Annotated in this window: 13 protein-coding genes, 4 tRNA genes, 1 other RNA gene, 1 pseudogene and 1 riboswitch; of the genes and pseudogenes, 8 read left to right on the top strand and 11 right to left on the bottom strand. The window is 71.8% G+C overall.

The window, feature by feature from the left end:
* Nucleotides 1-74 precede the first annotated feature (74 nt).
* The 4 genes and pseudogenes from ACFU5K_RS10425 to ACFU5K_RS10410 all read left to right on the top strand — a co-directional run bounded on the left by ACFU5K_RS10425 (nt 75) and on the right by ACFU5K_RS10410 (nt 1,075).
* A tRNA-Gly gene (locus tag ACFU5K_RS10425) sits at nt 75-146 on the top strand.
* 79 nt (nt 147-225) lie between these two features.
* Nucleotides 226-298 (top strand) — tRNA-Gly (locus ACFU5K_RS10420).
* Nucleotides 299-547: 249 nt separating this feature from the next.
* Nucleotides 548-977 (top strand): annotated as a pseudogene (locus ACFU5K_RS10415) (DNA-binding response regulator); the annotation flags it as partial.
* Nucleotides 978-999: 22 nt separating this feature from the next.
* Nucleotides 1,000-1,075 (top strand) — tRNA-Gly (locus tag ACFU5K_RS10410).
* Between the two features lie 46 nt (nt 1,076-1,121).
* Here ACFU5K_RS10410 and ACFU5K_RS10405 read toward each other — a convergent pair.
* From ACFU5K_RS10405 to ffs, 6 genes are all read right to left on the bottom strand, one after another.
* Nucleotides 1,122-2,048, bottom strand: a complete 927-nt coding sequence (locus tag ACFU5K_RS10405; RefSeq protein ID WP_384058851.1) for a phosphoribosylaminoimidazolesuccinocarboxamide synthase — start codon at nt 2,046-2,048, stop codon at nt 1,122-1,124.
* A gap of 247 nt (nt 2,049-2,295) precedes the next feature.
* Entirely contained in the window at nt 2,296-3,759 is a 1,464-nt protein-coding gene (locus ACFU5K_RS10400; RefSeq protein ID WP_384058849.1) for a N,N-dimethylformamidase beta subunit family domain-containing protein, read from the bottom strand.
* A gap of 184 nt (nt 3,760-3,943) precedes the next feature.
* On the bottom strand, nt 3,944-5,695 hold the full coding sequence (locus tag ACFU5K_RS10395; protein WP_384058847.1) for a hypothetical protein: 1,752 nt from the start codon (nt 5,693-5,695) through the stop codon (nt 3,944-3,946).
* A 321-nt stretch (nt 5,696-6,016) separates the two neighbouring features.
* Entirely contained in the window at nt 6,017-7,270 is a 1,254-nt protein-coding gene (gene purD, locus ACFU5K_RS10390; RefSeq protein WP_384058845.1) for a phosphoribosylamine--glycine ligase, read from the bottom strand.
* A gap of 107 nt (nt 7,271-7,377) precedes the next feature.
* Nucleotides 7,378-9,621, bottom strand: a complete 2,244-nt coding sequence (locus tag ACFU5K_RS10385; RefSeq protein ID WP_384058843.1) for a DNA polymerase III subunit gamma and tau — start codon at nt 9,619-9,621, stop codon at nt 7,378-7,380.
* A gap of 79 nt (nt 9,622-9,700) precedes the next feature.
* An RNA gene (gene ffs, locus ACFU5K_RS10380) (signal recognition particle sRNA small type) lies at nt 9,701-9,797 on the bottom strand.
* A gap of 132 nt (nt 9,798-9,929) precedes the next feature.
* On the opposite strand from ffs, the gene ACFU5K_RS10375 reads away from it, so the two are divergent.
* From ACFU5K_RS10375 to ACFU5K_RS10365, 3 genes are all read left to right on the top strand, one after another.
* A tRNA-Ser gene (locus tag ACFU5K_RS10375) sits at nt 9,930-10,017 on the top strand.
* A gap of 278 nt (nt 10,018-10,295) precedes the next feature.
* Nucleotides 10,296-12,746, top strand: coding sequence for a helicase-associated domain-containing protein (locus ACFU5K_RS10370; protein ID WP_384058934.1), 2,451 nt, complete (start codon nt 10,296-10,298; stop codon nt 12,744-12,746).
* Nucleotides 12,747-12,840: 94 nt separating this feature from the next.
* The gene (locus ACFU5K_RS10365) at nt 12,841-13,734 is read left to right on the top strand and encodes a phosphorothioated DNA-binding restriction endonuclease (RefSeq protein WP_384058841.1); all 894 of its coding nucleotides are present in this window, start codon (nt 12,841-12,843) and stop codon (nt 13,732-13,734) included.
* Nucleotides 13,735-13,749: 15 nt separating this feature from the next.
* Here ACFU5K_RS10365 and ACFU5K_RS10360 read toward each other — a convergent pair whose 3' ends face one another.
* On the bottom strand, nt 13,750-14,697 hold the full coding sequence (locus tag ACFU5K_RS10360; protein WP_384058839.1) for an ABC transporter ATP-binding protein: 948 nt from the start codon (nt 14,695-14,697) through the stop codon (nt 13,750-13,752).
* Between the two features lie 206 nt (nt 14,698-14,903).
* Complete coding sequence (locus ACFU5K_RS10355) at nt 14,904-15,380, bottom strand: RrF2 family transcriptional regulator (RefSeq protein WP_384058932.1); 477 nt, start codon at nt 15,378-15,380, stop codon at nt 14,904-14,906.
* Nucleotides 15,381-15,527: 147 nt separating this feature from the next.
* Between ACFU5K_RS10355 and ACFU5K_RS10350 the strand changes: the two genes are divergently transcribed.
* Complete coding sequence (locus ACFU5K_RS10350) at nt 15,528-16,262, top strand: SDR family oxidoreductase (RefSeq protein WP_384058837.1); 735 nt, start codon at nt 15,528-15,530, stop codon at nt 16,260-16,262.
* Between the two features lie 99 nt (nt 16,263-16,361).
* Here ACFU5K_RS10350 and ACFU5K_RS10345 read toward each other — a convergent pair whose 3' ends face one another.
* The 3 genes from ACFU5K_RS10345 to ACFU5K_RS10335 all read right to left on the bottom strand — a co-directional run.
* Entirely contained in the window at nt 16,362-17,108 is a 747-nt protein-coding gene (locus tag ACFU5K_RS10345) for an IclR family transcriptional regulator (RefSeq protein ID WP_384058835.1), read from the bottom strand.
* Between the two features lie 73 nt (nt 17,109-17,181).
* The gene (gene cobN, locus ACFU5K_RS10340; protein WP_384058833.1) at nt 17,182-20,781 is read right to left on the bottom strand and encodes a cobaltochelatase subunit CobN; all 3,600 of its coding nucleotides are present in this window, start codon (nt 20,779-20,781) and stop codon (nt 17,182-17,184) included.
* Nucleotides 20,782-20,871: 90 nt separating this feature from the next.
* Nucleotides 20,872-20,946, bottom strand: a riboswitch (cobalamin riboswitch).
* 243 nt (nt 20,947-21,189) lie between these two features.
* A partial coding sequence (locus ACFU5K_RS10335) for a transposase (RefSeq protein WP_384058831.1) occupies nt 21,190-21,564 on the bottom strand: 375 nt, incomplete at its 5' end.

Raw genomic sequence — 21,564 nt, 5'->3', positions numbered from 1 at the left:
AACACCCCTGCAGGTCGGCTAGAGTCTGGAGCACGCCGAAGGGCAAGGCCGAAAAGCCGGGTCCGACGCAGCGTGCGGGTGTAGTTCAGTAGTAGAACATCCCCCTTCCAGGGGGAAGGCGCAGTGTGCAATTCCTGTCACCCGCTCTGCACTGCCTTACCAGACCACTCAGTGGATCAGGTAGAGTAGTGAGCGCTCCACCGGTGAAAGCCGAGTGGTAGCAATGCGGACGTAGCTCAGTTGGTAGAGCGCAACCTTGCCAAGGTTGAGGTCGCCAGTTCGAACCTGGTCGTCCGCTCTTGAGTCAAAGGCCCCGGTCGATTTCGGCCCGGGGCCTTTGACGTTTCCGGTTATCGACGCCCGGCAGAACTGGGCCGCCCACGCCGCATCAAGGCAACGCGGCCCCCGTAGCGCTGCTCCGGGGAATTCAGCGACTCCAAGGGCTCCGGAGAAGTGACCGCGATCTCGTTCTCTCGTGCCGCACAGTGAGGTCTGCGCCCTGCGTGACACCAGCGATGCCGCGAACCCCGCTCGCCCCGCGGCTGCGGGCGCGGACGGTGTGAAGGTCGCCACATCGCTGCGAACCGGACTGCCGGACTGCGGGGCGATGTTCGTGACGAGTCACTGACGGCCCGGGGCTCTGGACCGCACACTCGCCGCAGACGTGGCCCTTCGCCCGGAGCGCGGTCAGCGTTCGCAAGGCGGTCGAGATCATCCGGACCGTGTACGCCGGGAACCGCTCCGCGGAAACGGAGTTGGGCGCCGCGATTGTCTTTGCCGGGGACCGCCGCTGACGGCCCGGGGGCTGAGGTTTCGAAGCTCGCGGCCGACGGGGGGCCCGTCGGCGAGACAGCGGAGCGCACCTCCCTGTCGCGGGGCAACCGCGCCCGGCCCTCGGTCAGCGGCCGTCTCCGAACTCTCGCGCGGAGCACCGTCATGCGGCGGTGCGTCTCGCCCGGGTGAAAGGTTGGGTATAGTAAGCACCGCGCTTCGGCGCACGCGGACGTAGCTCAGTTGGTAGAGCGCAACCTTGCCAAGGTTGAGGTCGCCAGTTCGAACCTGGTCGTCCGCTCCATGGAAGAAGGCCCCGGTCATCACGACCGGGGCCTTCTCTCGTTCCGTCAGTGGCCGTCGACCGGCCAGCTGAGACCGGTGAGAAGTTCGTACGCGTCCAGGTACTTGGCGCGGGTCGCCTCGACGATCTCCCGCGGAAGCGCCGGCGGCGGCTCCTCGCCGTGGCGGTCCCAGCCGGAGGCCGGGGAGGTCAGCCAGTCCCGCACGAACTGCTTGTCGTACGAAGGCTGCGCCCTGCCGGGCTCCCAGCTCTCGGCGGACCAGAAGCGTGACGAGTCCGGAGTCAGCACCTCGTCCGCGAGGATCAGTTCCTCGCCGCCGTCGGCGGTGGGCGCGAAGCCGAACTCGAACTTCGTGTCGGCGAGGATGATTCCGCGCTCACGCGCGATGTCCCGGGCCCGCCCATAGACGTCCAGGGTCGTCCGGCGCAGCACCGCCGCCGTCTCGGCACCGACCTCGCGGGCGACCTCCTCGTACGAGACGTTCTCGTCGTGGTCCCCGACGGCGGCCTTCGTGGCCGGGGTGAAGATCGGTGCCGGCAGCTCGGAGCCGTCGACCAGGCCTTCGGGCAGCGCGAGGCCGCAGACCGTGCGGGTCGCGTCGTACTCGGTCAGGCCGGAGCCGGTCAGATAGCCGCGCGCCACGCACTCGACCTGCACCATCCGCAGCGAGCGGCAGATCAGGGTGCGGCCGGCCCAGTCGTCGGGCGCACCCGCCGGGAGGTCCGTCGAGAGCACGTGGTTGGGGACGAGATCGGCGAGCTGGTCGAACCACCACAGCGACAGCTGCGTGAGGACAAGGCCCTTTTCGGGGATCTCGGTGGGCAGGACCCAGTCATACGCGGAGATACGGTCGCTGGCGACCATGACGAGGTCACCGGCCTCGTTCCGGTACAGGTCGCGCACCTTGCCGGTGTGCAGGTGGGTGAGTCCCGGCACCTGCACGGGCTCGGGCTTTTCTACGAAACCGGACACGCTGCCTCCGCGTAGGTTGATCCAGGAGTCGTTCCGATTGTCCCGCATGCGAAGGGGCCACGCCGACAGGGGTCACCCCGTGGACGGGGGCGACGGCGCCCGGGCCTGCGGCGGGCCCGGAAACCCGGCGATGGAGCATGGCGACCAAGAGTCCCGACGCGCGGCATCCGGGGCGGCGTCCAGGGCCGCGTCCAGGGCACAGGACGCCGCGTGCGGCACCCCGGGCTGGCCGTCCGGGCCGGGCCGGTCAGTCGCGCTTGCAGATCCGGTCGAGGAGATTCGCCGTCGCCCGCTGGACACGGGCATCCACGTGGCCCGGACGGTCCAGCGCCGGGGACCAGGCGAAGGTGCCGGAAGCGAAGACGAGCGCGCCCGAAGGGGCGCGGTAGAGCGAGGTCTCCTGGTGCCGGGTGGCCCCCTCGCCGTCGCTGTACGGGGAGTGCGCGAGCAGCATGCGGTTCTCGTGCTCGGGCAGGCTCGTGCGCGGGAAGTAGCGGTCGGCCTCGCCGGCGACCAGCCCGGCAAGCTCATCGCCCTCGGCTGCCCCGGTGGCCTCCCAGAGCCAGTGCCCGCCGTTCCTCACGACCAAGGGGTGAGGTTCGGGGACCCGGCCCGCGTACTGGATGCCGAGCAACTGCTGTTCCGCGCGGTCGACCTCGCGCCACAGCGCCGGCTTCCCGGGGCCGCGGCGCTTGCGGCAGGTGAGCAGGCGATCGGGGACGCCCGAGGGCGACGGGCCGAGGCCGACCTGCCAGTACATGGTGTTGGCGGAGAGGAACACCAGGGAGGTGCCGATGTCCCTGGCCCGCTCGGCCGTGCGGCGCATCGGGATCGACCAGTACTCGTCGTGACCGGGGAAGACCAGGCCCCGGTAGCGACTGGGGTCGACCCGACCGGCGTGCAGATCACGGGCGTCGGCGTAGGCGAGGTCGTAGCCGTAGCGCTCGGCCCAGCGGATGAAGTCGTAGGCGTGGCCCACGTGCAGGGGCAGGCCCGCGCCCGCGTAGGGGCGGTCGAAGGAGATCGTGACGGCGGCGTCCTCCTCCCCCAGCAGCCTGCCTCCCTCGTCCCACGCGTGGTAGAGGCTGGCGCCGGTCCGGCCGTCCTCCGGGTAGAGGTTGTAGGCCTGCCACGTGATGTCGGGAAGCAGGAGGAGCAGGTCCGCCGGGTGGTCGTCGCGGACCGTGAAGGGGATGTGCGAGCGGTATCCGTCGGCGGTGGTCAGCACGGCCACGTACGCGCCGACCGACCAGTACGTGGGGATCTGCAGCCGCCAGGAGAGCCACCAGTGGTGGCAGGACACCGTCCGCTCGGCCGTCAGCGGCGGCGGCTGCACGATGCCGGACAGGCGCGGGCTCGTGGTGATCTTGGCCGCGCCGTCTCCCGCGTAGTGCCCGATGCGGTAGACGTCGACGGAGAACTGCTGGGGCGGGTCCACGGTGATGTGGAAGTCGATGGCCTCGCCGGGAGCCGCGGCGCCGGGAGACACGAACCCCTTGATCTGGCGGTGCACGTCGTCTGCGGTTCGCGTACCGCCGCCCGATCCGCCGCGGCCGAGGTCGGGGTCGGCGTACCAGGGGACGACCTGACCGGTGTCGTCGAAGTAGTTCTCGCTGCCGCGCAGCCAGGGCAGTGGGCCCATGCCGAAGGGGTCGCTCACAGCGTGCGCGAGGGCACCCGATTCCCACCGCTGGATATGCTCCGCCCCCATCCCGCACCCCTCCCTCGTCCCCCGTGAGACCAGATACGCCGGACGCCGGCGCCTGCCCCCAGCACATCACATAACGCGTGCGGTCCGTCACCGTTCGTCGCGAATCAATGTGACCGGAAGGAGTTCATCCGGGTATTGAGCTGGCATTCAGAACATTTCGCACGCTATATGGACGGACGGTCGTTCAACCCAGGCGTACGGGCTTGTCGGCGCGGACGCCCACCGCGGTCAGCCAGGAGCGCAGCGGCTCCGCGTCGCCGTCCTCCACGAGACTGAGCACAGGGGCTCCGAGATCCGACCTCCGGCCGCCGTCGACCAGCAGGGCGGGACCGTCGAGCCAGTCGAGGCCGGGTGCTGCCCCCGCCGTGTCCACGGCGGCGCAGCAGACCATCGCCACCACGTGGTCGGCGAGCAGCTCCGTGCCCGTACGCGGTGGCTGGAGGGGGAAGAGCGGAAGCGGCACGGGACCCCAGAGATCCATGGCGCCGGTGGCCGCCCCGGCCGGTGAACCCTCCGCCGCGGTGCCGCCGGACCCCGCGCCGCCGGCCACAGTCCCGGAACGCGGCTCGGTCCCCGCTTCGTCACGGGCGACGGCCGCGCCGATCCCGGCCGCGAGCGCATCGCTGTCGGCGCCCGGCGCGGAGAGATGATCGATGACGCGTGCCAGCGTGGGAACCACGGCTCCGTCCGCCCCGGAGGCCCCTGGTAGCCCCGCAGGCACACTCGTGGCGACCCCCAGCGCGTCGAGCACCCGGTGCAGCCGGGCCGCCTCCGAGCGCCACTTCCGGTCCACGACCTCCTCCGGGTACTGCTGCCAGTCGACAGGGGCCCAGCCGGGGCCGGTCTGCGCCGGGCCGCCGTGGAAGAGCCGGGCCGCGAGCAGCGAGGCCGCCTCGTCGGCAGCGCCCGGCTCCTCGATGAGGTCACAGGCGGGTCGCTCCCCCAGCCGGTCGGTGAAACCCTCGGCCAGCCGGTCGCGCCGCGAGAGCTCCGTCAGCGCGGAGACGACACCCGCGTCGAGCCGCGATGGCCAGCGGCCCATACGCCAGGCGGGCAACGCGACCCTGGTCAGCAGCCGGTCCCAGCCCGCGTAGGCGAGGCCGACCTGCTCCTGGGCGCGGATTCTCAGGCTGTAGTCGACGTCCTGGGCACGGCCCGACGCGGCGGCGGCGACACAGCGCTCCATCTCGGCGGCATGGCCACGGCACCCGCGCAGCATCACCTTGGCGACCCACCCCACGAAGGCTGTGGGGATCCGCCGCACGGCCCCCTGACCGGGCAGCGCGGCGTCGGCCACGGCGGCGTCCAGGCCGCGGACGAAACGGCGGGCCGCGGCTATGTCGGGGTGCGCGGACGGCCCGGTGCCCGCGACGACGGGGGCGAGCACGGCGCGCAACTCGGCGACCCTCATCCACCACAGGAACGGAGAGCCGATGACGAGCACGGGGGCCGTCGGAACACGGCGGCTGCGCGCACCACCGGCCGGTCCTCCGGCCACGTCCGACCCGCCCGGTCCGGCGGAGGGGTGTGTACGGTCCTCCAGCCAGCTGTCGCAGTCGGGGGTCAGCGCTATGGCGGACGGCGCCGGAACGTCGAGCCGGTCGGCGAGATCCCGGACCAGCCGGTAGAGGTCGGGGGCCGCCGTCTCGGCGAGGGGCACCGTCGGACTGATCGCGGGCTTCGCGCGCGCCAGGGCGACGCCGACCCCGGCGGCGACCAGCAGCACGACGACGGCGCACGCCGTCACCACCCAGGCGGCCGTGGACCACACGCTTCCGTCGACGCGCCCCTGGCCGCTCGCGACGAGCAGCACGACGGCCACGCCCGCCGGGAGGATCGCCAGGGCGGTGGCTCTGCTGCGGATACGCAGCAGGGCCCGAGCTCTGGCGCGCGCTGCGTGCGCGCCCAGCTCCTCAACCGAACCGGTACCGGACACGGCTGTACGTCACCCCCTCTGCCCCCGCGACGGTGTTGGTCACTCCCCCACTGTGGCACCCGTCACTGACATCGCAATGCCTGTGGGCCAAGTGCCGGAACGCTTGCGCCGCACCCTAGTTGGGGGCTCGGCAGCCGTCATCCGGATGGCCGAGCCGTCACTCGATGGAATGGCTTTGGGCAAAGCTGCTGACGCGCGGGCGAGCAGGGGTCCGGTGATACCCGAGGACGCCCCTGCCGAACCCGACGGGCCTCGGGCGGACGCCGGACGCGCCTGTGCCCGGCCCTAGGGCGAGGGCCGGGCACAGGCGACGGGCGGGGCTCAGGCCTCGTCGGCGGCCTTGCGAGCGATGTCCGTGCGGTGCTGCGAGCCGATGAGCCGGATGCGGCCGAGCGCCGTGTAGGCGCGTTCCCGGGCCTGCGTGAGGTCCTTGCCGGTCGCCGTCACGGAGAGCACGCGCCCTCCGGCGCTGACGACCGCGTCACCGTCCTGCCGCGTACCGGCGTGCAGGACGAACGCGTGCGGCGCATCCTTCTCCACGACGTCCGCGAGGCCCTCGATCGGATCCCCGGTCCGGGGCGTCCCCGGATAGTTGCGTGAGGCGATGACCACCGTGACGGCGGCGTCGTCGTGCCACTTCAAGGCGGGGAGGGCGTCGAGGGTGCCGTTCGCGGAACCGAGCAGGACACCGGCCAGCGGGGTCTTCAGCCGGGCCAGGACCACCTGGGTCTCCGGGTCGCCGAAGCGGGCGTTGAACTCGATGACCCGCACACCGCGCGAGGTGATCGCGAGACCCGCGTACAGCAGCCCGGAGAACGGGGTGCCGCGTCGGCGCAGCTCGTCGACGGTCGGCTGCAGAACGGTCTGCATGACCTCGTCGACCAGCTTCGGATCGGCCCATGGGAGCGGGGAGTACGCGCCCATGCCGCCGGTGTTCGGACCCTCGTCGCCGTCCAGGGCGCGCTTGAAGTCCTGGGCGGGCTGGAGGGGCAGCACGGTGGTGCCGTCGGTGATCGCGAAGAGGCTGACCTCGGGACCGTCGAGGAACTCCTCGATCACGACCCGGTCGCAGGCCAGCGCGTGCGCGCGGGCGGCTTCGACGTCGTCGGTGACGACGACGCCCTTGCCTGCCGCCAGACCGTCGTCCTTGACGACGTACGGTGCCCCGAACGCGTCGAGGGCCTCGTCGATCTCGGCGGGCGTCGTGCAGACGTAGCTCCGGGCCGTCGGGACGTTGGCACCGGCCATGACGTCCTTGGCGAACGCCTTGGAGCCCTCCAGCAGTGCGGCCTCACGGGAGGGGCCGAAGCAGGGGATGCCGGCCGCGCGGACGGCGTCGGCGACACCGGCGACAAGCGGTGCCTCCGGACCGACGACCACCAGCTCGGCGCCCAGTTCGGTGGCGAGGCGCGCGACGGCGGCGCCGTCGAGAGCGTCGACCGGGTGCAGTTCGGCCACCTCTGCGATTCCGGCGTTGCCGGGAGCGCAGTACAGAGCGGTGACATCGGGGTCGAGGGAGAGAGAGCGGCACAGGGCGTGTTCGCGGGCGCCGCCGCCGATGACGAGGACCTTCACGGGATGCAGCCTAGCCGCCGGGGGCGGAAGGCCTCGACGGGCTCCGCTCCGTGGACGGCCGAGAAGCGCGCTGGGAAGCCGGAGCGAAGGTGCGTCGTCCCGAGACCTCAGTCGTTGGTGAACTCCTCCACGACCGTGGCCCCCAGCTCGCGGACGATCAGGTCGTGCCCGGAGAGCGCGGAGTCGACCAGGTCTGGGTCGTCCGCCTCCGCGGTGTCGTCCTCGGGCGCGACCGACCGTGGAGGCTCGGGGGCCGCCCGGTCGTAGGAGGACGGTTCGGCGCGGCCGGGCTGCTGCTGCTGCTGCGGAGGCTGCTGTGCGGCCGGCGGAGCCTGGTCGGCGGGGGCGGGCCGGGGCTCGTAGGACGGTGCCTGCGGCGCCGACGGCGGCTGGTACGGCGCGGCCGGGGGCCGGCCACCTCCTCCTCCGCCTCCACCGGTCTGTGGTGGCATGCCGCCACCACCGGACGGGTCCACGACCGCGTCCACCCGCCAGTTGGCGTTGAACTGCTGGGCCAGCGCCTGCTTGAGCACCTCCTCGCTGCCACTGCTCGCGAAGGTGTCGCGCGCCCCGGCGTTCAGGAAGCCGATCTGCAGGGTGCTGCCGTCGAAGCCCGTGACCTGGGCGTTCTGACTGAGCAGGATCCAGGTGAAGCGGCGGCGGTTCTTCACTGCCTCCAGGATGTCTGGCCACATGTTGCGGACCTGGGCGGCGCCCTGAGCGAGACCCGGGTCCCCCTGGGCCGGCGCCTGCGCCGCCGGGGCGGGGGTCGGTGCGGCCTGGGCGGGAGACGGAGGGGGCGGCTGTGTCTGCGGGACACCACCGCCGGGCGCGGAAGCCGTCGGCCAGCCGCCGGGGCGGCGGGCCGCCTCGGCCCCGCTGCCGGCTCCGGCCGCGGCGGGCCACGCCCCGGGGCGCTGTCCGGCCGGGGGCTGCTCGACGGGCGGGGCCTCCTGATGCTCCGGAGGCTCGTAGGGGGCGGGCGCCTGCTGGGCGGCCGGCGGTGCCACGGCCTCCGAGGCGACGGGCGCGGCCGGGGGCACGTCGGCGGGAGCACCGCCCGGGGCGTCCCCCCGAACGGCAGCACGGGCGGCGGCCGGACCCCCGGGCGCCCCGGCCGCCCCGGCTCCATGGGCGGCCGGTCCCGGTACGTACCCCATGGCGGGGCCGGGACCCGCGGGCACGAACGAAGCCGCACCGCGCTCGAGCCGGTCCAGCCTGGCCTGCAGCGAACGCTCGTCGTCGAAGGCGGCGGGCAGCAGGACCCGGGCGCAGATCAGCTCCACCTGGAGCCGGGGGGAGGTCGCCCCGCGCATCTCGGTGAGCCCCTCGTTGACCAGGTCGGCGGCACGGCTCAGCTCCGCGGCGCCGAAGACGGATGCCTGGGCCTGCATCCGCTCCACCACGTCGGCGGGGGCGTCGATGAGCCCCTTGTCGCCGGCGTCGGGCACGGCGGCCAGGATCACCAGGTCACGCAGCCGCTCGAGCAGGTCCGCGACGAAGCGCCGGGGGTCGTTGCCGCCCTCGATCACGCGGTCCACGACCTCGAAGGCGGCGGCCCCGTCGCCCGCCGCGAAGGCGTCAACGACGGAGTCCAGCAGGGACCCGTCCGTGTAGCCGAGGAGCGAGGTCGCCATGGCGTATGTCACACCGTCGTCGCGCGCACCGGCGAGCAGCTGGTCCATGACGGACATCGAGTCACGCACGGAACCGGCGCCCGCCCGCACCACGAGGGGCAGCACACCCTCCTCGACGAAACTGTTCTCCTTGGCGCACACCTCCGCGAGGTAGCCGCGCAGTGTCCCGGGCGGCACGAGCCGGAAGGGGTAGTGGTGCGTACGCGACCGGATCGTGCCGATGACCTTCTCGGGCTCGGTGGTCGCGAAGATGAACTTGAGGTGCTCCGGCGGCTCCTCGACCACCTTCAGCAGGGCGTTGAACCCTGCCGGCGTGACCATGTGGGCCTCGTCGATGATGTAGATCTTGTACCGGCTCGAAGCGGGCCCGAAGAAAGCCTTCTCCCGCAGGTCACGGGCATCGTCCACACCACCGTGGGACGCGGCGTCGATCTCGATGACGTCGATCGACCCCCGCCCGTTGCGCGCGAGGTCCTGGCAGCTCTGACACTTCCCGCACGGCGTGGGCGTGGGGCCCTGCTCGCAGTTCAGGCAGCGGGCGAGGATGCGCGCACTGGTCGTCTTTCCACAGCCGCGCGGCCCGCTGAACAGGTACGCGTGATTGACCCGGTTGTTCCGCAGGGCCTGCTGCAACGGGTCAGTGACATGCTCCTGACCGATGACCTCGGCGAAGGACTCGGGGCGATAACGGCGGTACAGCGCAAGGGACGACACACATACGAGGTTATCGGGGCGCACCGACAACCGGTCCCGCCCCGGGACACCGCTCCGGCGGGAAACCACACCCCGGGCACGCAAGGGCCCCCCACGCACCCGCCAGAGCCGACCTACCCTTGCTGCCTTCCGGCCCTGGGGGAGTTCAGTCAGATAGCGCCACGTGAGGGGCTGACGCCCACCTTAGCCGATCCCCGCCCCCCGCCGTCCACCCGCTCCCGCATGACGATCCGGCCGGAGAGCACTCCGGAACGATCTACGGGGAACGTGTTCGCGAGCACCCCCTGGCGTCTTGTATTGTTTGCGGCGGAGGATTCGCCTAGTGGCCTAGGGCGCACGCTTGGAAAGCGTGTTGGGGGCAACCCCTCACGAGTTCGAATCTCGTATCCTCCGCCATTGCTCTCACCGGGCAATACGTCGAAGGGCCCCACCGCTTGCGGTGGGGCCCTTCGACGTTGGTAGTCTCAGTTCTGGCCTCATTCATTTCCGACATGAGAGACATTCCATTCCGCCGACTTGCCGTCGACGGGTCGAGTCACAGGACATCACCTTCACTCAGAAGCGGGTTTCTGCCGACTCAGGACGCAGGCGTCCCCCGCGATCCGCCATTCTGGGTCTGTGCAGGACCGATTCCGGTCAGAGACCACCGGCACTCGTCTTTGTGAGGTGTCCCCATCAGCAAGCCCAGCGGATCAACTCTGGCCACGTGGCTGAGTGATCTGGAAGTCGACCGGCTCGAGCGGGTCCTGGCAGCTCGCCCGGATGCCGTGTCCCCGCCGGAACCACGATCGTTCGGCGAACTCGCGGACCGCCTTCAGCGCCCGGCGTCGGTGGCCTCGGTGCTGCCCGGACTCGCGCTGCCACACCTGCAGGTAGCCGAGGCACTGGCGGCATTGGGGCCCGTTCCATGTGCCGCCCTGGCCGATCTGCTGGATGCGACCGGAACGGAGAGCACTCGCGGGCTGGACGCGGCCTTGGAGGCGCTGGCCGACCGTGCACTCGTCTGGCCGGACGGCGAAGGGCTGCTGCGCATGGCGGCGCCGTTGCGGCAGGCGTGGGACTCGCCGCTGGGGCTGGACGCACCGCTCACCCGGCTACTGGCGGACACGACCTCCGAGGAACTGCGCCGCATGCTGGTGGCCCTGGGCGTCCCGTCGCCCGGCACCACCAAGAAGCATCGGCTGACCGCCCTGCTGGAACACCACAGCAATCCGGAGCGGGTGGCCGCGGTGATCACTTCGGCACCTGCGTCCACCCGGAAGCTGCTTGAGCGGCGAGCGTCTCGCCAGGGTGAACAGGCTCAATCACCGGCGCGTTTGATCACGTTCAGGGCCCCGTCGGCCGACTCCGAGCCGGGTGCGCGCTGGGCACTGGAGCGGGGACTGCTGGTCCAGGACCGGTACTCCGGGTACGGATCCACACGCATGCCCGCCGAGGTGGCGCTCGCACTGCGCGGAGTCGGCTGGCACGCCCCCTTCGAGCCCGTCCCGCCCGTCGTGCGGACGGCGTCCGTCACCTCGGCGGAAGTGGACCGGGAGGCGGCGGCAGCCGCCACGGCGTTCGCCGCACATGCCGCGTCGGTTCTGGCGACGTGCTCCGCCGCTCCGCCGGTCCTGCTGAAGTCCGGCGGGGTCGGAGCACGTGAGCTGTCCCGGATCAGCAAGGCGGCGCAGTGCGACGACATCGTCGTGCGTCTTGTTCTGGAGACGGCGTACGACGCCGGGCTGCTGGCCCAGGACGGCGACCGGGTCGCGGCAACGGACGGATACGACACCTGGGCGGAACGAGAACCAGCGGAGCAGCTCACCGCGCTTCTCCACACCTGGCGGACGCTGCCGCTGACTCCGGCCCAGGCCCGCGACGAGGACGGCAAGGTACTGCCCGCGCTCGCCGGAACACCGCCCTGCGGCGGCTGTATACAGGCCCGAGAGGGGCTCCTCGCCGCCGCAGCGGAGTTCCCGGCGCACCGGGGAGTGTACAGCCCCGCGGAACTGGGGCCGATGGTTGCCTGGCACCGCCCGCTCGCCGAACAACTCCCCCAGGACACCACGCCCTTCGCCACCGCAATCCGGGAAGCGGAACTGCTCGGGGTCGTCGCCCGCGGCTGCCTGTCCCCCATCGGTGCCGCTCTGCGGGCCAACGACACCGAAGCCGCCGAAACGCTCGCCGCTGCCTGTGAGCGGCTGCTGCCGGCAGCCACCAGGGCAGCCCGTTTCGGCGCGGACCTCACCGCCGTTGTCACCGGCACACCGTCCGCCCGCCTCGCCGCACTGCTGGACACCGTCGCGGACAAGGAAGTCGGTGGCACGGCATCGGTGTGGCGGTTCAGCCCCACAACCGTTCGCCGTGCCCTGGACACGGGCCGCACGGCGGATGCCATCGCGGCTGACCTGGGCGCCGTCGCGGTCGGCGCCCTCCCCCAGCCGCTGTTGTACCTGATCAACGACTCCGCACGCACTCACGGCCGTGTGCGCATCGCCCCCGCTGCCTGTGTGATCCATGGCGAAGAAGCCGCCCTCCTCGCCGAACTCGTCACTCACAGAAAGCTCGCCGCCCTCGGCCTACGCGTGTTGGCGCCGACCGTGCTGGTCAGCCGGACCCCACTCGACAAGACCCTCGCCGCGCTCCGGGCCGCTGGCTACGCCCCCGTCGCCGAGAGGGCCGACGGGACCGTACGCGTCGAGAAGCCCCGGCGCCGACGTGCCGCCGCCCCGGTCCCGGTCCCCCCACTCCCAGGCCAGCGGCAGCGGTCCGTGCCGACGGTGACTCAGATGACTCCGGTGACCGTCGACCTGAGCACGCTGGCCGCCAGGCTGCGGGCCGCCCCGCCGACACTCCCGGCTCCCGACCCGTTCGGCACCGGGGTCCCCTACGGCACGGACACCGAGGAGATCGTCGCCGCGTACGCGAAGAACCTGGCGTACAGCGATGTCCGCCAGCTCGCCCATGCCGTCGACGTCGGCACAGCCATCACGGTCGAGTACGTCGCCGCCTCGGGCAACCGGACCGTACGTATCCTCAGCGAGCTCGTGCTCGACCCGCCCTACTTGTACGCCTGGTGCCACCTGCGCGACGACGAACGGGTCTTCACCCTCTCCCGCATCCACGGCATCATGCCCGGGTAGCCGTGATCCGCGTCGTGGCTCGGTGTTCGGCCGGTCACCGCGGCCATGCCCCGCCACCAAGCACTGCGACGAGCCGCCACTACCATCGTCGACCATGAACTGGGTCGAGCGTGCCGCGCAGTTGAGGCAGTGGACGAGGAGCGGGACGCGGGCTCCGCACAAGCCGTTGCTGTTCCTGTACGCGCTCAGCCGGTTCCAGCAGGACGCCGATGACGAGCTGCGATACAGCGCCGTGGAGGCGGACCTGCGGGGACTGCTCGCCGAGTACGGTCCCGGCATCCGGACGACTCCCGCCTACCCCTTCCATCACCTGGTGAGTGACGGCGTCTGGGAGGTGCGCACCGAGCGTGGGCCGGGCAGCCCCGGGACCGGGGTCAGGGAACTGCGCGCAACCGGCGCCGCCGGGCGGCTGACGCCGGAGCTACGGGCAGCGTTGCGGCGTGAGCCGTCCCTTCTCGGGCGGATGGCACGCGTACTCCTCGATCTGAACTTCCCGCCCTCCCTCCACGGCGAACTGTGCGAAGCCGTCGGCCTGGAGCTGGAGGAGGCCGAGACCGGACAGCTCTCGGCCGCGCGCAGGCAGCGGGACCGGCGCATGCGGGAGGCGGTCCTGACGGCGTACGAGTACCAGTGCGCCTTCTGCGGGTACGACGGCAGGATCGGCGCGGTGCCGGTCGGGCTTGAGGCCGCCCATGTGCGCTGGTGGGCGTTCGACGGACCGGACGACGTCGAGAACGGGCTGTGCCTGTGCTCACTGCACCACAAGCTGTTCGACAAGGGCGTACTCGGCCTCGGCGAGGGCCACCGCATCCTGGTCTCGCAGAGCTTCGTCGGCCACAGCACCGCCGCCCGCGAGCACGTCATCACGCTCGCCGGCCGTCCGCTCATCGGCCCCCAGCCGGGCGTCCGCCCCATCGCCGCCGCCCACCGTTCCTGGCACACCGGCCAGGTCTTCCACGGCAGCCCACGTCCCGCCACGACCGCCTGACCGCCGACCCGGCGGTCACGAGAGTGCCCGGTTCTGATGGGTGAGGGTCATGAAGGCCTCTTCGAGGCTGCGCGGAGTGACCTCGATGTCGGCGGCGGAGGTCTGCTCGATCAGCAGGCGCAGCAGCGCGTCGGAGTCGGTGGTGTCGAAGTGGTACCGCCCGCCGCGCGGGGTGCACGAGCGGACCAGCGGGGACTCCGCGAGGGCGGCGGCACTCCGCTCACCGATCCGCGCCGACACGGTGCGCCCGCTGAGAGCGGACCTCACGTCGGACACCGAACCGTCGACGACGACACGGCCGCGGTCGATCATCACCACCCGATCGGCGAACCTGTCCGCTTCCTCCATGTAGTGGGTGGCGAACATGACCGTCATGCCGCGCTCCCTGTCCTCACGGACCGTGGCCCAGAAGTCCCGGCGGGCGACGACGTCCATGCCGGCCGTCGGCTCGTCGAGGACCAGCAGCTCGGGCCCGGACAGCAGGGCGAGGGCGAACCGCAGCCGCTGCTGCTCGCCGCCGGAGCACTCCGCGACGCGGCGGCCGCGCAGCTCGTCGAGTCCGGCCCGGGTCAGCACCGCGTCGACGTCGGCGCCGCGGTGCAGCGAGCCGAGCATCCGTACGGTGGCCTCGACACTCAGGTCGGGCAGCAGCCCGCCCGTCTGGAGCACCGCGGCAACCTGCCCGGAGCGCACCGCCTGCCGCGGCTCGCCCCCGAACAGCCGCACCGAGCCTTCGTCGGGCCGCGTCAGCCCGAGCAGCATGTCGATGGTGGTCGTCTTCCCGGCGCCGTTCGGTCCGAGGAAGGCCACGATCTCACCCCGCCGGATGCTCAAGTCGATGCCGTCGACAGCGGTGAACTGCTCTCCCTTGGCATCGGTGAACCGCTTCACGACAGAACTGAGCCGGACGGGATCCGAGGACGACACCTCCTCGGACACCGGGCGTGGTCGGGTTTCGATCATCTTCGAGTCCTCACGATCTGGGTGGGGGTGGCCTGGCAAAGCCACTCTCCCAAAACCGCCTATCCGCCCCTGCCCGCCGGTCTATCCGGCTGCTATCGGGATGCGGGACCCCTGAGCCCCAGGACGCGGCCCCTTGCCGAGGGGAGTGATACCCGCGCACGTGGGCCCGCGTGAGGTGAGGTACCCCGCACGGTCCGGCCGCAGGGTCAGGAATCCCTGTCCGCAAGCCAGTTGCCGATGCCGGCCATGGCCTGAGGGCCGTAGTCCGCCTCGACGTCACGGGCGAGGTCGGCGATCGTGACCGCGGCCAGCGAGGCGCGCCACGCGGACTCCGCCGCCCCCATCGTGCGGGCGATCGCGCAGGGGGTGGAGCAGGCGGCCGCGGGGGTCGCCAGGGGGCCTCGCTGCCGGATCTCCGTGCAGACGAAGGCGGGTGCGGGGCCGTCGACCGCCTGGACGACGTCGAGGACGGTGATCGTCTCCGGGGAGCGGGTCAGGGCGTAGCCGCCCGACTTGCCCTGGGTGGAATGGATCAGTCCCGCCCGCGAGAGCGCCTGGAGCTGTTTCGCGAGGTAGCTGCCCGACACGTCGTGCAGTTCGGCGAGGCGTGCGGCGGGAACCGGCTCGTTGCTGGTCGTGAGCACGGTGCAGCAGTGCAACGCCCATTCGACTCCACCCGACATCTTCACCACTTCACAGTACCTTCCTGTACCCGGATAACTCTTGTCCGAGTATTGTCTCGGACAAGAGTTATCCGAGTTTCGGGCGTAGAGTGGCGCAGAGTCGGGCATTACCGGCATATCGCCCGTACGCCTCAGGGAAGGTACGACATGAAGATCGCAGTGCTCGGCGGAACCGGACTCATCGGTTCACAGGTGGTCCGGGACCTCAAAGCGGCCGGACACCAGGCGGTGCCGCACTCACAGTCCACCGGAGTCGACCTCATCAGCGGGGAGGGCCTGCCGGCCGCCCTGGAGGGAGCCGACGCCGTCGTGAACGTGACCAACTCGCCCACCTTCGACGAGGCCTCGCTCGACTTCTTCCGGACGACGATGGACAACCTGCTCGCCACCGCCCGGGACCAGGGCGTCGGACACGCGGTGGTGCTGTCCATCGTGGGCGCCGACCGGGTGCCCGGGCTCGACTACTACCGCGCCAAGGTGCTCCAGGAGGACCTGCTGAAGGCCGGTCCCGTCCCGTATTCGATCGTCCGCGCCACACAGTTCTTCGAGTTCATGGACGCCGTCATGTCCTGGAGCGCGGACGAGGAGACCGTCCGGCTGCCCGCCACCCCGATCCAGCCCATCGCCGCCGCGGACGTGGCCGCGATCGTCGCCGAGGTCGCGGCGGGCCGTCCCCTCCAGGGCACTCTCGACATCGCGGGCGCCGATACCTACACGCTCGACGAACTCGGCGGCATCACGCTGGCCGCGCACGGCGACAAACGCACCGTCGTCACGGACGACACGGCCGGGATGTTCGCCGCCGTCCAGGGGGACGCCATCGTGGCCGGACCCGGCGCGCGCATCGCCCCGACCCGCTACCGCGACTGGCTGGCACGCTGACCCAGTGACCCGAGGGGGCGGGCGGCGGACGCGGCCCTCCGGCGTCCCGCCCGTTCGCAGGCGCGCCGCCCCCGCCCACCGCTCGCCCGGCGGCTGCTCTCAGCCGCCGAAGGCGAGGCCCCTGCTCACCCGGTCCGCCGAGGCCAGCAGGCTCTCTCTGACCTGCCTCGTGCGGTACATCCGGTCCGCCCGGAAGGAGACCCCGAGCGAGCCGAGCTTCGTGCCGTCGTACACGGGCACCGCGATGCACACCGTGCCGAGGTCGTACTCCTCACGGTCCATCATCACCGGCGTCGACGTCGACGATTCGAGCTGCCGGAGCAGCTCCTCCCGGTGGGTGATCGTGCGGGGCGTGAGGTCGGGCAGGGCGTGCCGCGCCAGGTAGTCGCACCTCGCATCGTCGTCCAGCTCGCGCAGCACGCACTTGCCGAGGGCCGTCGCGTGTCCGGCGTCCTCGAACCCGACCCAGAGGTTGACCTTGGGCGTCTGCGGCCCGTCGACGATCTCGGCGATCCGGATCTCACCCTCCTCGTAGAAGGTGAGATAGGAGGCGGCCGACACCTCGTCCCGCAGCGAGGCGAGAGCCGGGCGTACCGGGTCGGCCGGATGCCCGGAGACGTTGCCGTGCAGCTTGTCGCTGAGGGTCAGGCCGCCGTCGTCGAGCCTGCGGATATAGCCGTCGTCGGTGAGCCCGCGCAGCGCTTCCACGGCGTCGTCCAAGGATAGTCCGGCCTCGCGCGCGAGCTGCTTCGCGGGCGCGCCGCACTCGTGAGCCCCCACGGCCTCCAGCAGGCGGAAAGCGTGCTGGACAGCCGCCATGGGCGTGTGGTCCGCGGGATCACCCATGCCACAAGCGTGGACCCTGGGCGTCGGGGCGGCAAGGCAGGCCGGCGGGGACCCTGCCCGGCCGGGCACTGCCTCAGTCCTCGCCCTCCAGATCGCCTTCGGTCTCCAGGAAGACCTTCCGCAGCGCGTCGAGGACCGCGGGGTCCGGCTTCTCCCACATCCCCCGGGACTCCGCCTCCAGAAGCCGCTCGGCGATGCCGTGGAGCGCCCAGGGGTTGGCCTGCTGGAGGAACTCGCGGTTCGCCGGGTCGAGGACGTACGTCTCGGTGAGCTTGTCGTACATCCAGTCCGCGACCACGCCCGTCGTCGCGTCGTATCCGAACAGGTAGTCCACCGTGGCGGCGAGCTCGAAGGCGCCCTTGTAGCCGTGGCGGCGCATCGCCTCGATCCACTTGGGGTTGACCACCCGGGCACGGAAGACCCGGGAGGTCTCCTCGACCAGGGTGCGGGTGCGGACCGTCTCGGGGCGGGTCGAGTCGCCGATGTACGCCTCCGGGGCGGTTCCCCTCAGCGCGAGTACGGTCGCGACCATGCCGCCGTGGTACTGGAAGTAGTCGTCCGAGTCCGCGATGTCGTGCTCACGGGTGTCGGTGTTCTTCGCCGCCACCGCGATCCGCTTGTACGCGGTCTCCATCTCGTCCCGGGCCGGACGCCCGTCCAGCTCACGGCCGTAGGCGTAGCCGCCCCACACCGTGTACACCTCGGCGAGGTCGGCGTCCGTGCGCCAGTCGCGGGAGTCGATCAGCTGGAGCAGCCCGGCGCCGTACGTACCCGGGCGTGAGCCGAAGATCCGGGTGGTGGCGCGCCGCTCGTCCCCGTGTTCGGCCAGGTCGGCCCGGGTGTGGGCGCGGACGAAGTTCCGCTCGGCCGGCTCGTCGAGGGAGGCCGCCAGGCGCACGGCGTCGTCCAGCAGGCCGATGGTGTGCGGGAACGCGTCGCGGAAGAAGCCGGAGATGCGCAGCGTGACGTCGATGCGCGGGCGGCCCAGTTCCTCGTACGGGATCGCCTCCAGGCCGGTGACCCGGCGCGAGGCGTCGTCCCAGACGGGGCGTACGCCGAGCAGGGCGAACGCCTCGGCGATGTCGTCGCCGGCGGTGCGCATCGCGCTGGTGCCCCACAGGGACAGGCCCACAGAGGTGGGCCAGTCGCCGTTGTCGGCGCGGTAGCGCTCCAGGAGCGAGTCGGCGAGGGCCTGGCCGGTCTCCCAGGCGAGGCGGGAGGGGACCGCCTTCGGGTCCACGGAGTAGAAGTTGCGGCCGGTCGGCAGGACGTTGACCAGTCCGCGGAGCGGGGAGCCGGACGGTCCTGCGGGGACGAAGCCGCCGTTCAGCGCGTGGACGGCGTGGTCGAGCTCGTCGGTCGTCGCGGCGAGGCGGGGCACGACCTCGCGGGCGGCGAAGTCGAGGATGTCCGCTACAGCCTGCGGGTGTCCGGCGGCCACGCGGGGCACGGCGGCCGGGTCCCAGTCGGCGTCGTCCATCGCCTGGACGAGCGCGCGGGCCTTCTCCTCGGTCTCGTCGGCGGCGGTGCGGGTGGCGGCCGACTCGTCGAGGCCGAGCGCCTCGCGCAGGCCGGGAAGGGAGGCCGTGCCGCCCCAGATCTGCCGGGCGCGCAGGACTGCGAGGACCAGGTTGACGCGGTCCTTGCCGGCCGGAGCCGTTCCCAGGACGTGCAGGCCGTCGCGGATCTGGACGTCCTTGATCTCACAGAGCCAGCCGTCGAGATGCATGATGAACTCGTCGAAACCCTCGTCCTCGGGGCGGTCCTCCAGCCCGAGGTCGTGGTCGAGCTTCGCGGCCTGGATGAGGGTCCAGATCTGGGCGCGGACGGCCGGCAGTTTGGCCGGGTCCATCGCGGCGATCTGGGCGTGCTCGTCGAGGAGTTGTTCCAGCCGCGCGATGTCGCCGTAACTGTCCGCGCGGGCCATCGGCGGCACCAGGTGGTCGACGAGCGTGGCGTGCACCCGGCGCTTGGCCTGGGTGCCCTCGCCCGGGTCGTTGACCAGGAACGGGTAGACCAGCGGCAGGTCGCCCAGCGCGGCGTCGGGCCCGCACGCGGCGGAGAGACCGGCGTTCTTGCCGGGCAGCCACTCCAGGTTGCCGTGCTTGCCGAGGTGGATCATCGCGTCGGCGCCGAAGCCGCTGTCGTCGGCGGACGCGGCGATCCAGCGGTACGCGGCCAGGTAGTGGTGCGAGGGCGGCAGGTCCGGGTCGTGGTAGATCGCGATCGGGTTCTCACCGAAACCGCGCGGCGGCTGGATGAGGATCAACAGGTTCCCGCGGCGCAGGGCGGCGAGCACGATGTCGCCATCCGGGTTGCGGGACCGGTCGACGAACATCTCGCCGGGGGCCGGGCCCCAGTGCTCCTCGACGGCCGCGCGCAGCTCGGCGGGCAGCGTGGCGAACCAGCGGCGGTAGTCGGCGGCGGGGATGCGGACCGGGTTGCGGGCCAGCTGCTCCTCGGTGAGCCACTCCTGGTCGTGACCGCCCGCCTCGATCAGTGCGTAGATCAGCTCGTCGCCGTCGCCGGAGACCAGCCCCGGGATCTCCTCCCCGGGACCGAAGTCGTAGCCCTCAGCCCGGAGCCTGCGCAGCAGTGCGACGGCGCTGGCGGGGGTGTCGAGGCCGACCGCGTTGCCGATCCGGGAGTGCTTGGTCGGGTAGGCGGACAGGACGAGCGCGATCCGCTTCTCGGCGGCCGGGATGTGACGGAGCCTGGCGTGCCGAACGGCGATCCCGGCGACCCGGGCGGCACGCTCGGAGTCGGCGACGTACGCGGGCAGTCCGTCCTCGTCGATCTCCTTGAAGGAGAACGGGACCGTGATCAGGCGCCCGTCGAACTCCGGCACCGCGATCTGGGTGGCCGCGTCCAGCGGGGAGACCCCCTCGTCGTTCTCCTCCCAGGCCGCGCGAGGGCTGGTGAGGCACAGCGCCTGGAGGACGGGGACGTCGAGGCCGGTGAGGGCGCCCGCGTCCCAGGACTCGTCGTCGCCGCCCGCCGACGCGGTGGCCGGCTTGGTGCCGCCCGCGGCGAGGACGGTGGTCACGATGGCGTCGGCGGCCCGGAGTTCGTCGATGAGCTCGGGCTCCGGGGTGCGTAGCGAGGCGACGTACAGCGGGAGGGGGCGGGCGCCCGCGTCCTCCACGGCCGCGCAGAGCGCCTCGACGAAGTCGGTGTTCCCGCTCATGTGGTGGGCGCGGTAGTAGAGCACCGCGACGGTCGGGCCGGTCACCTCCCGGGCGGTCCGCTCCAGCGGGCCCCACGCGGGCGCGGGGGCCGGCGGCTCGAAGCCGTGGCCGGTGAGCAGCACGGTGTCAGAGAGGAAGCGGGCGAGCTGCTCCAGGTTGGCGGGGCCGCCGTGCGCGAGGTAGGCGTGCGCTTCGGCGGCGATGCCGATGGGCACGGTCGAGGCGGCCATCAGCTGTGCGTCGGGGGCCTGTTCACCTGTCAGTGCGACGACGGGCCGACCGGTCGCCAGCACCTGGTCCAGCCCCTCCTGCCAGGCACGCACACCGCCGAGAAGGCGTACGACGACGAGGTCGGCGCCCTCCAGCAGTTGCGGGAGGCCGTCCTGGGAGAGCCGGGAGGGGTTGGCGTAGCGGTAGCTGACCGGACCCTGCGAGGCGCGCGCGCTCAGCAGGTCGGTGTCGGACGTCGACAGGAGCAGGATCATGCGGCGTCAGCCCTTCCTCGGGGTGTCCACGCCCCGGGCAGTGTCGTCAGGTCTCCCCTGCCCCGGCGCGAAGCCCGGGTTCGGAGAAGGGAGTTCCTGACTCGCACGGCCGGTGGGCCGGGCTCACAGTGGCGGGACCGCGCCGGAATCTCACCGGGCTTCCTCCCCTGTCGCCGTATGGCGATGGCGGACCCGACGGACCGCCGCTAGGCATAGTAGGCGCCGGGTGGGGGGTACTGACCCGAATCCGCAGGTAGTGGCGTGCTCGCGGGCCGTCAGCGGTCAACTTGCGTAATCCGGGGTGTTGTTGGGTTTGCGGCATGTCGGTGTTCTGGCTGTCGTGCCAGGTGGACGGCTTTCCGGGGCGGGGTTCTGGTCTGGTCGGGTGTGCGCGGGCCGGGCGCGGGGTCAGTGGGCCGTGACGGTTGCGCGGACGCGTGCCAGGGTGATGGCGATCAGTTCGTCGGCGGCCGGGGTGAACCGGAGGCGGGGTTGGCGTGCGGTGGTCACCAGTCGGGCGGCCCGGTTGATCAACAGGCGGCGAACGGTGGCGATCCGGCGGCGGGCGCCGGTGGTGTCGAGGGGCGCGATCGTCTGGAGCCAGGCCGAGAGGTTGTAGGCCAGCAGCGCGCCCCACATCCACATTGCGTTGACGGCGTGCGAGGCGGAGGGCAGATGGTTCAGCCCGGCGCCGTATGCGGTGTCCCGGAACAGCTCCTCGATCTTCGTGCGGCGTCGGAACTCCCACTCCGCTGTCGCGATGTCCTCGTCCAGGTCGAGGAC

This window comes from Streptomyces sp. NPDC057428 (assembly GCF_042803195.1).
Classification (GTDB): domain Bacteria; phylum Actinomycetota; class Actinomycetes; order Streptomycetales; family Streptomycetaceae; genus Streptomyces.
This window is presented reverse-complemented; position numbering and strand designations above follow the sequence as displayed.

Bases quoted from the DNA above. Each gene is read 5' to 3' on its own strand.
- cobN (WP_384058833.1), bottom strand. From the start codon at position 20,781: ATGATCCTGCTCCTGTCGACGTCCGACACCGACCTGCTGAGCGCGCGC.
- ACFU5K_RS10365 (WP_384058841.1), top strand. From the start codon at position 12,841: ATGAACTGGGTCGAGCGTGCCGCGCAGTTGAGGCAGTGGACGAGGAGC.
- ACFU5K_RS10355 (WP_384058932.1), bottom strand. From the start codon at position 15,380: ATGTCGGGTGGAGTCGAATGGGCGTTGCACTGCTGCACCGTGCTCACG.
- ACFU5K_RS10360 (WP_384058839.1), bottom strand. From the start codon at position 14,697: ATGATCGAAACCCGACCACGCCCGGTGTCCGAGGAGGTGTCGTCCTCG.
- ACFU5K_RS10400 (WP_384058849.1), bottom strand. From the start codon at position 3,759: ATGGGGGCGGAGCATATCCAGCGGTGGGAATCGGGTGCCCTCGCGCAC.
- ACFU5K_RS10345 (WP_384058835.1), bottom strand. From the start codon at position 17,108: ATGGGTGATCCCGCGGACCACACGCCCATGGCGGCTGTCCAGCACGCT.
- ACFU5K_RS10350 (WP_384058837.1), top strand. From the start codon at position 15,528: ATGAAGATCGCAGTGCTCGGCGGAACCGGACTCATCGGTTCACAGGTG.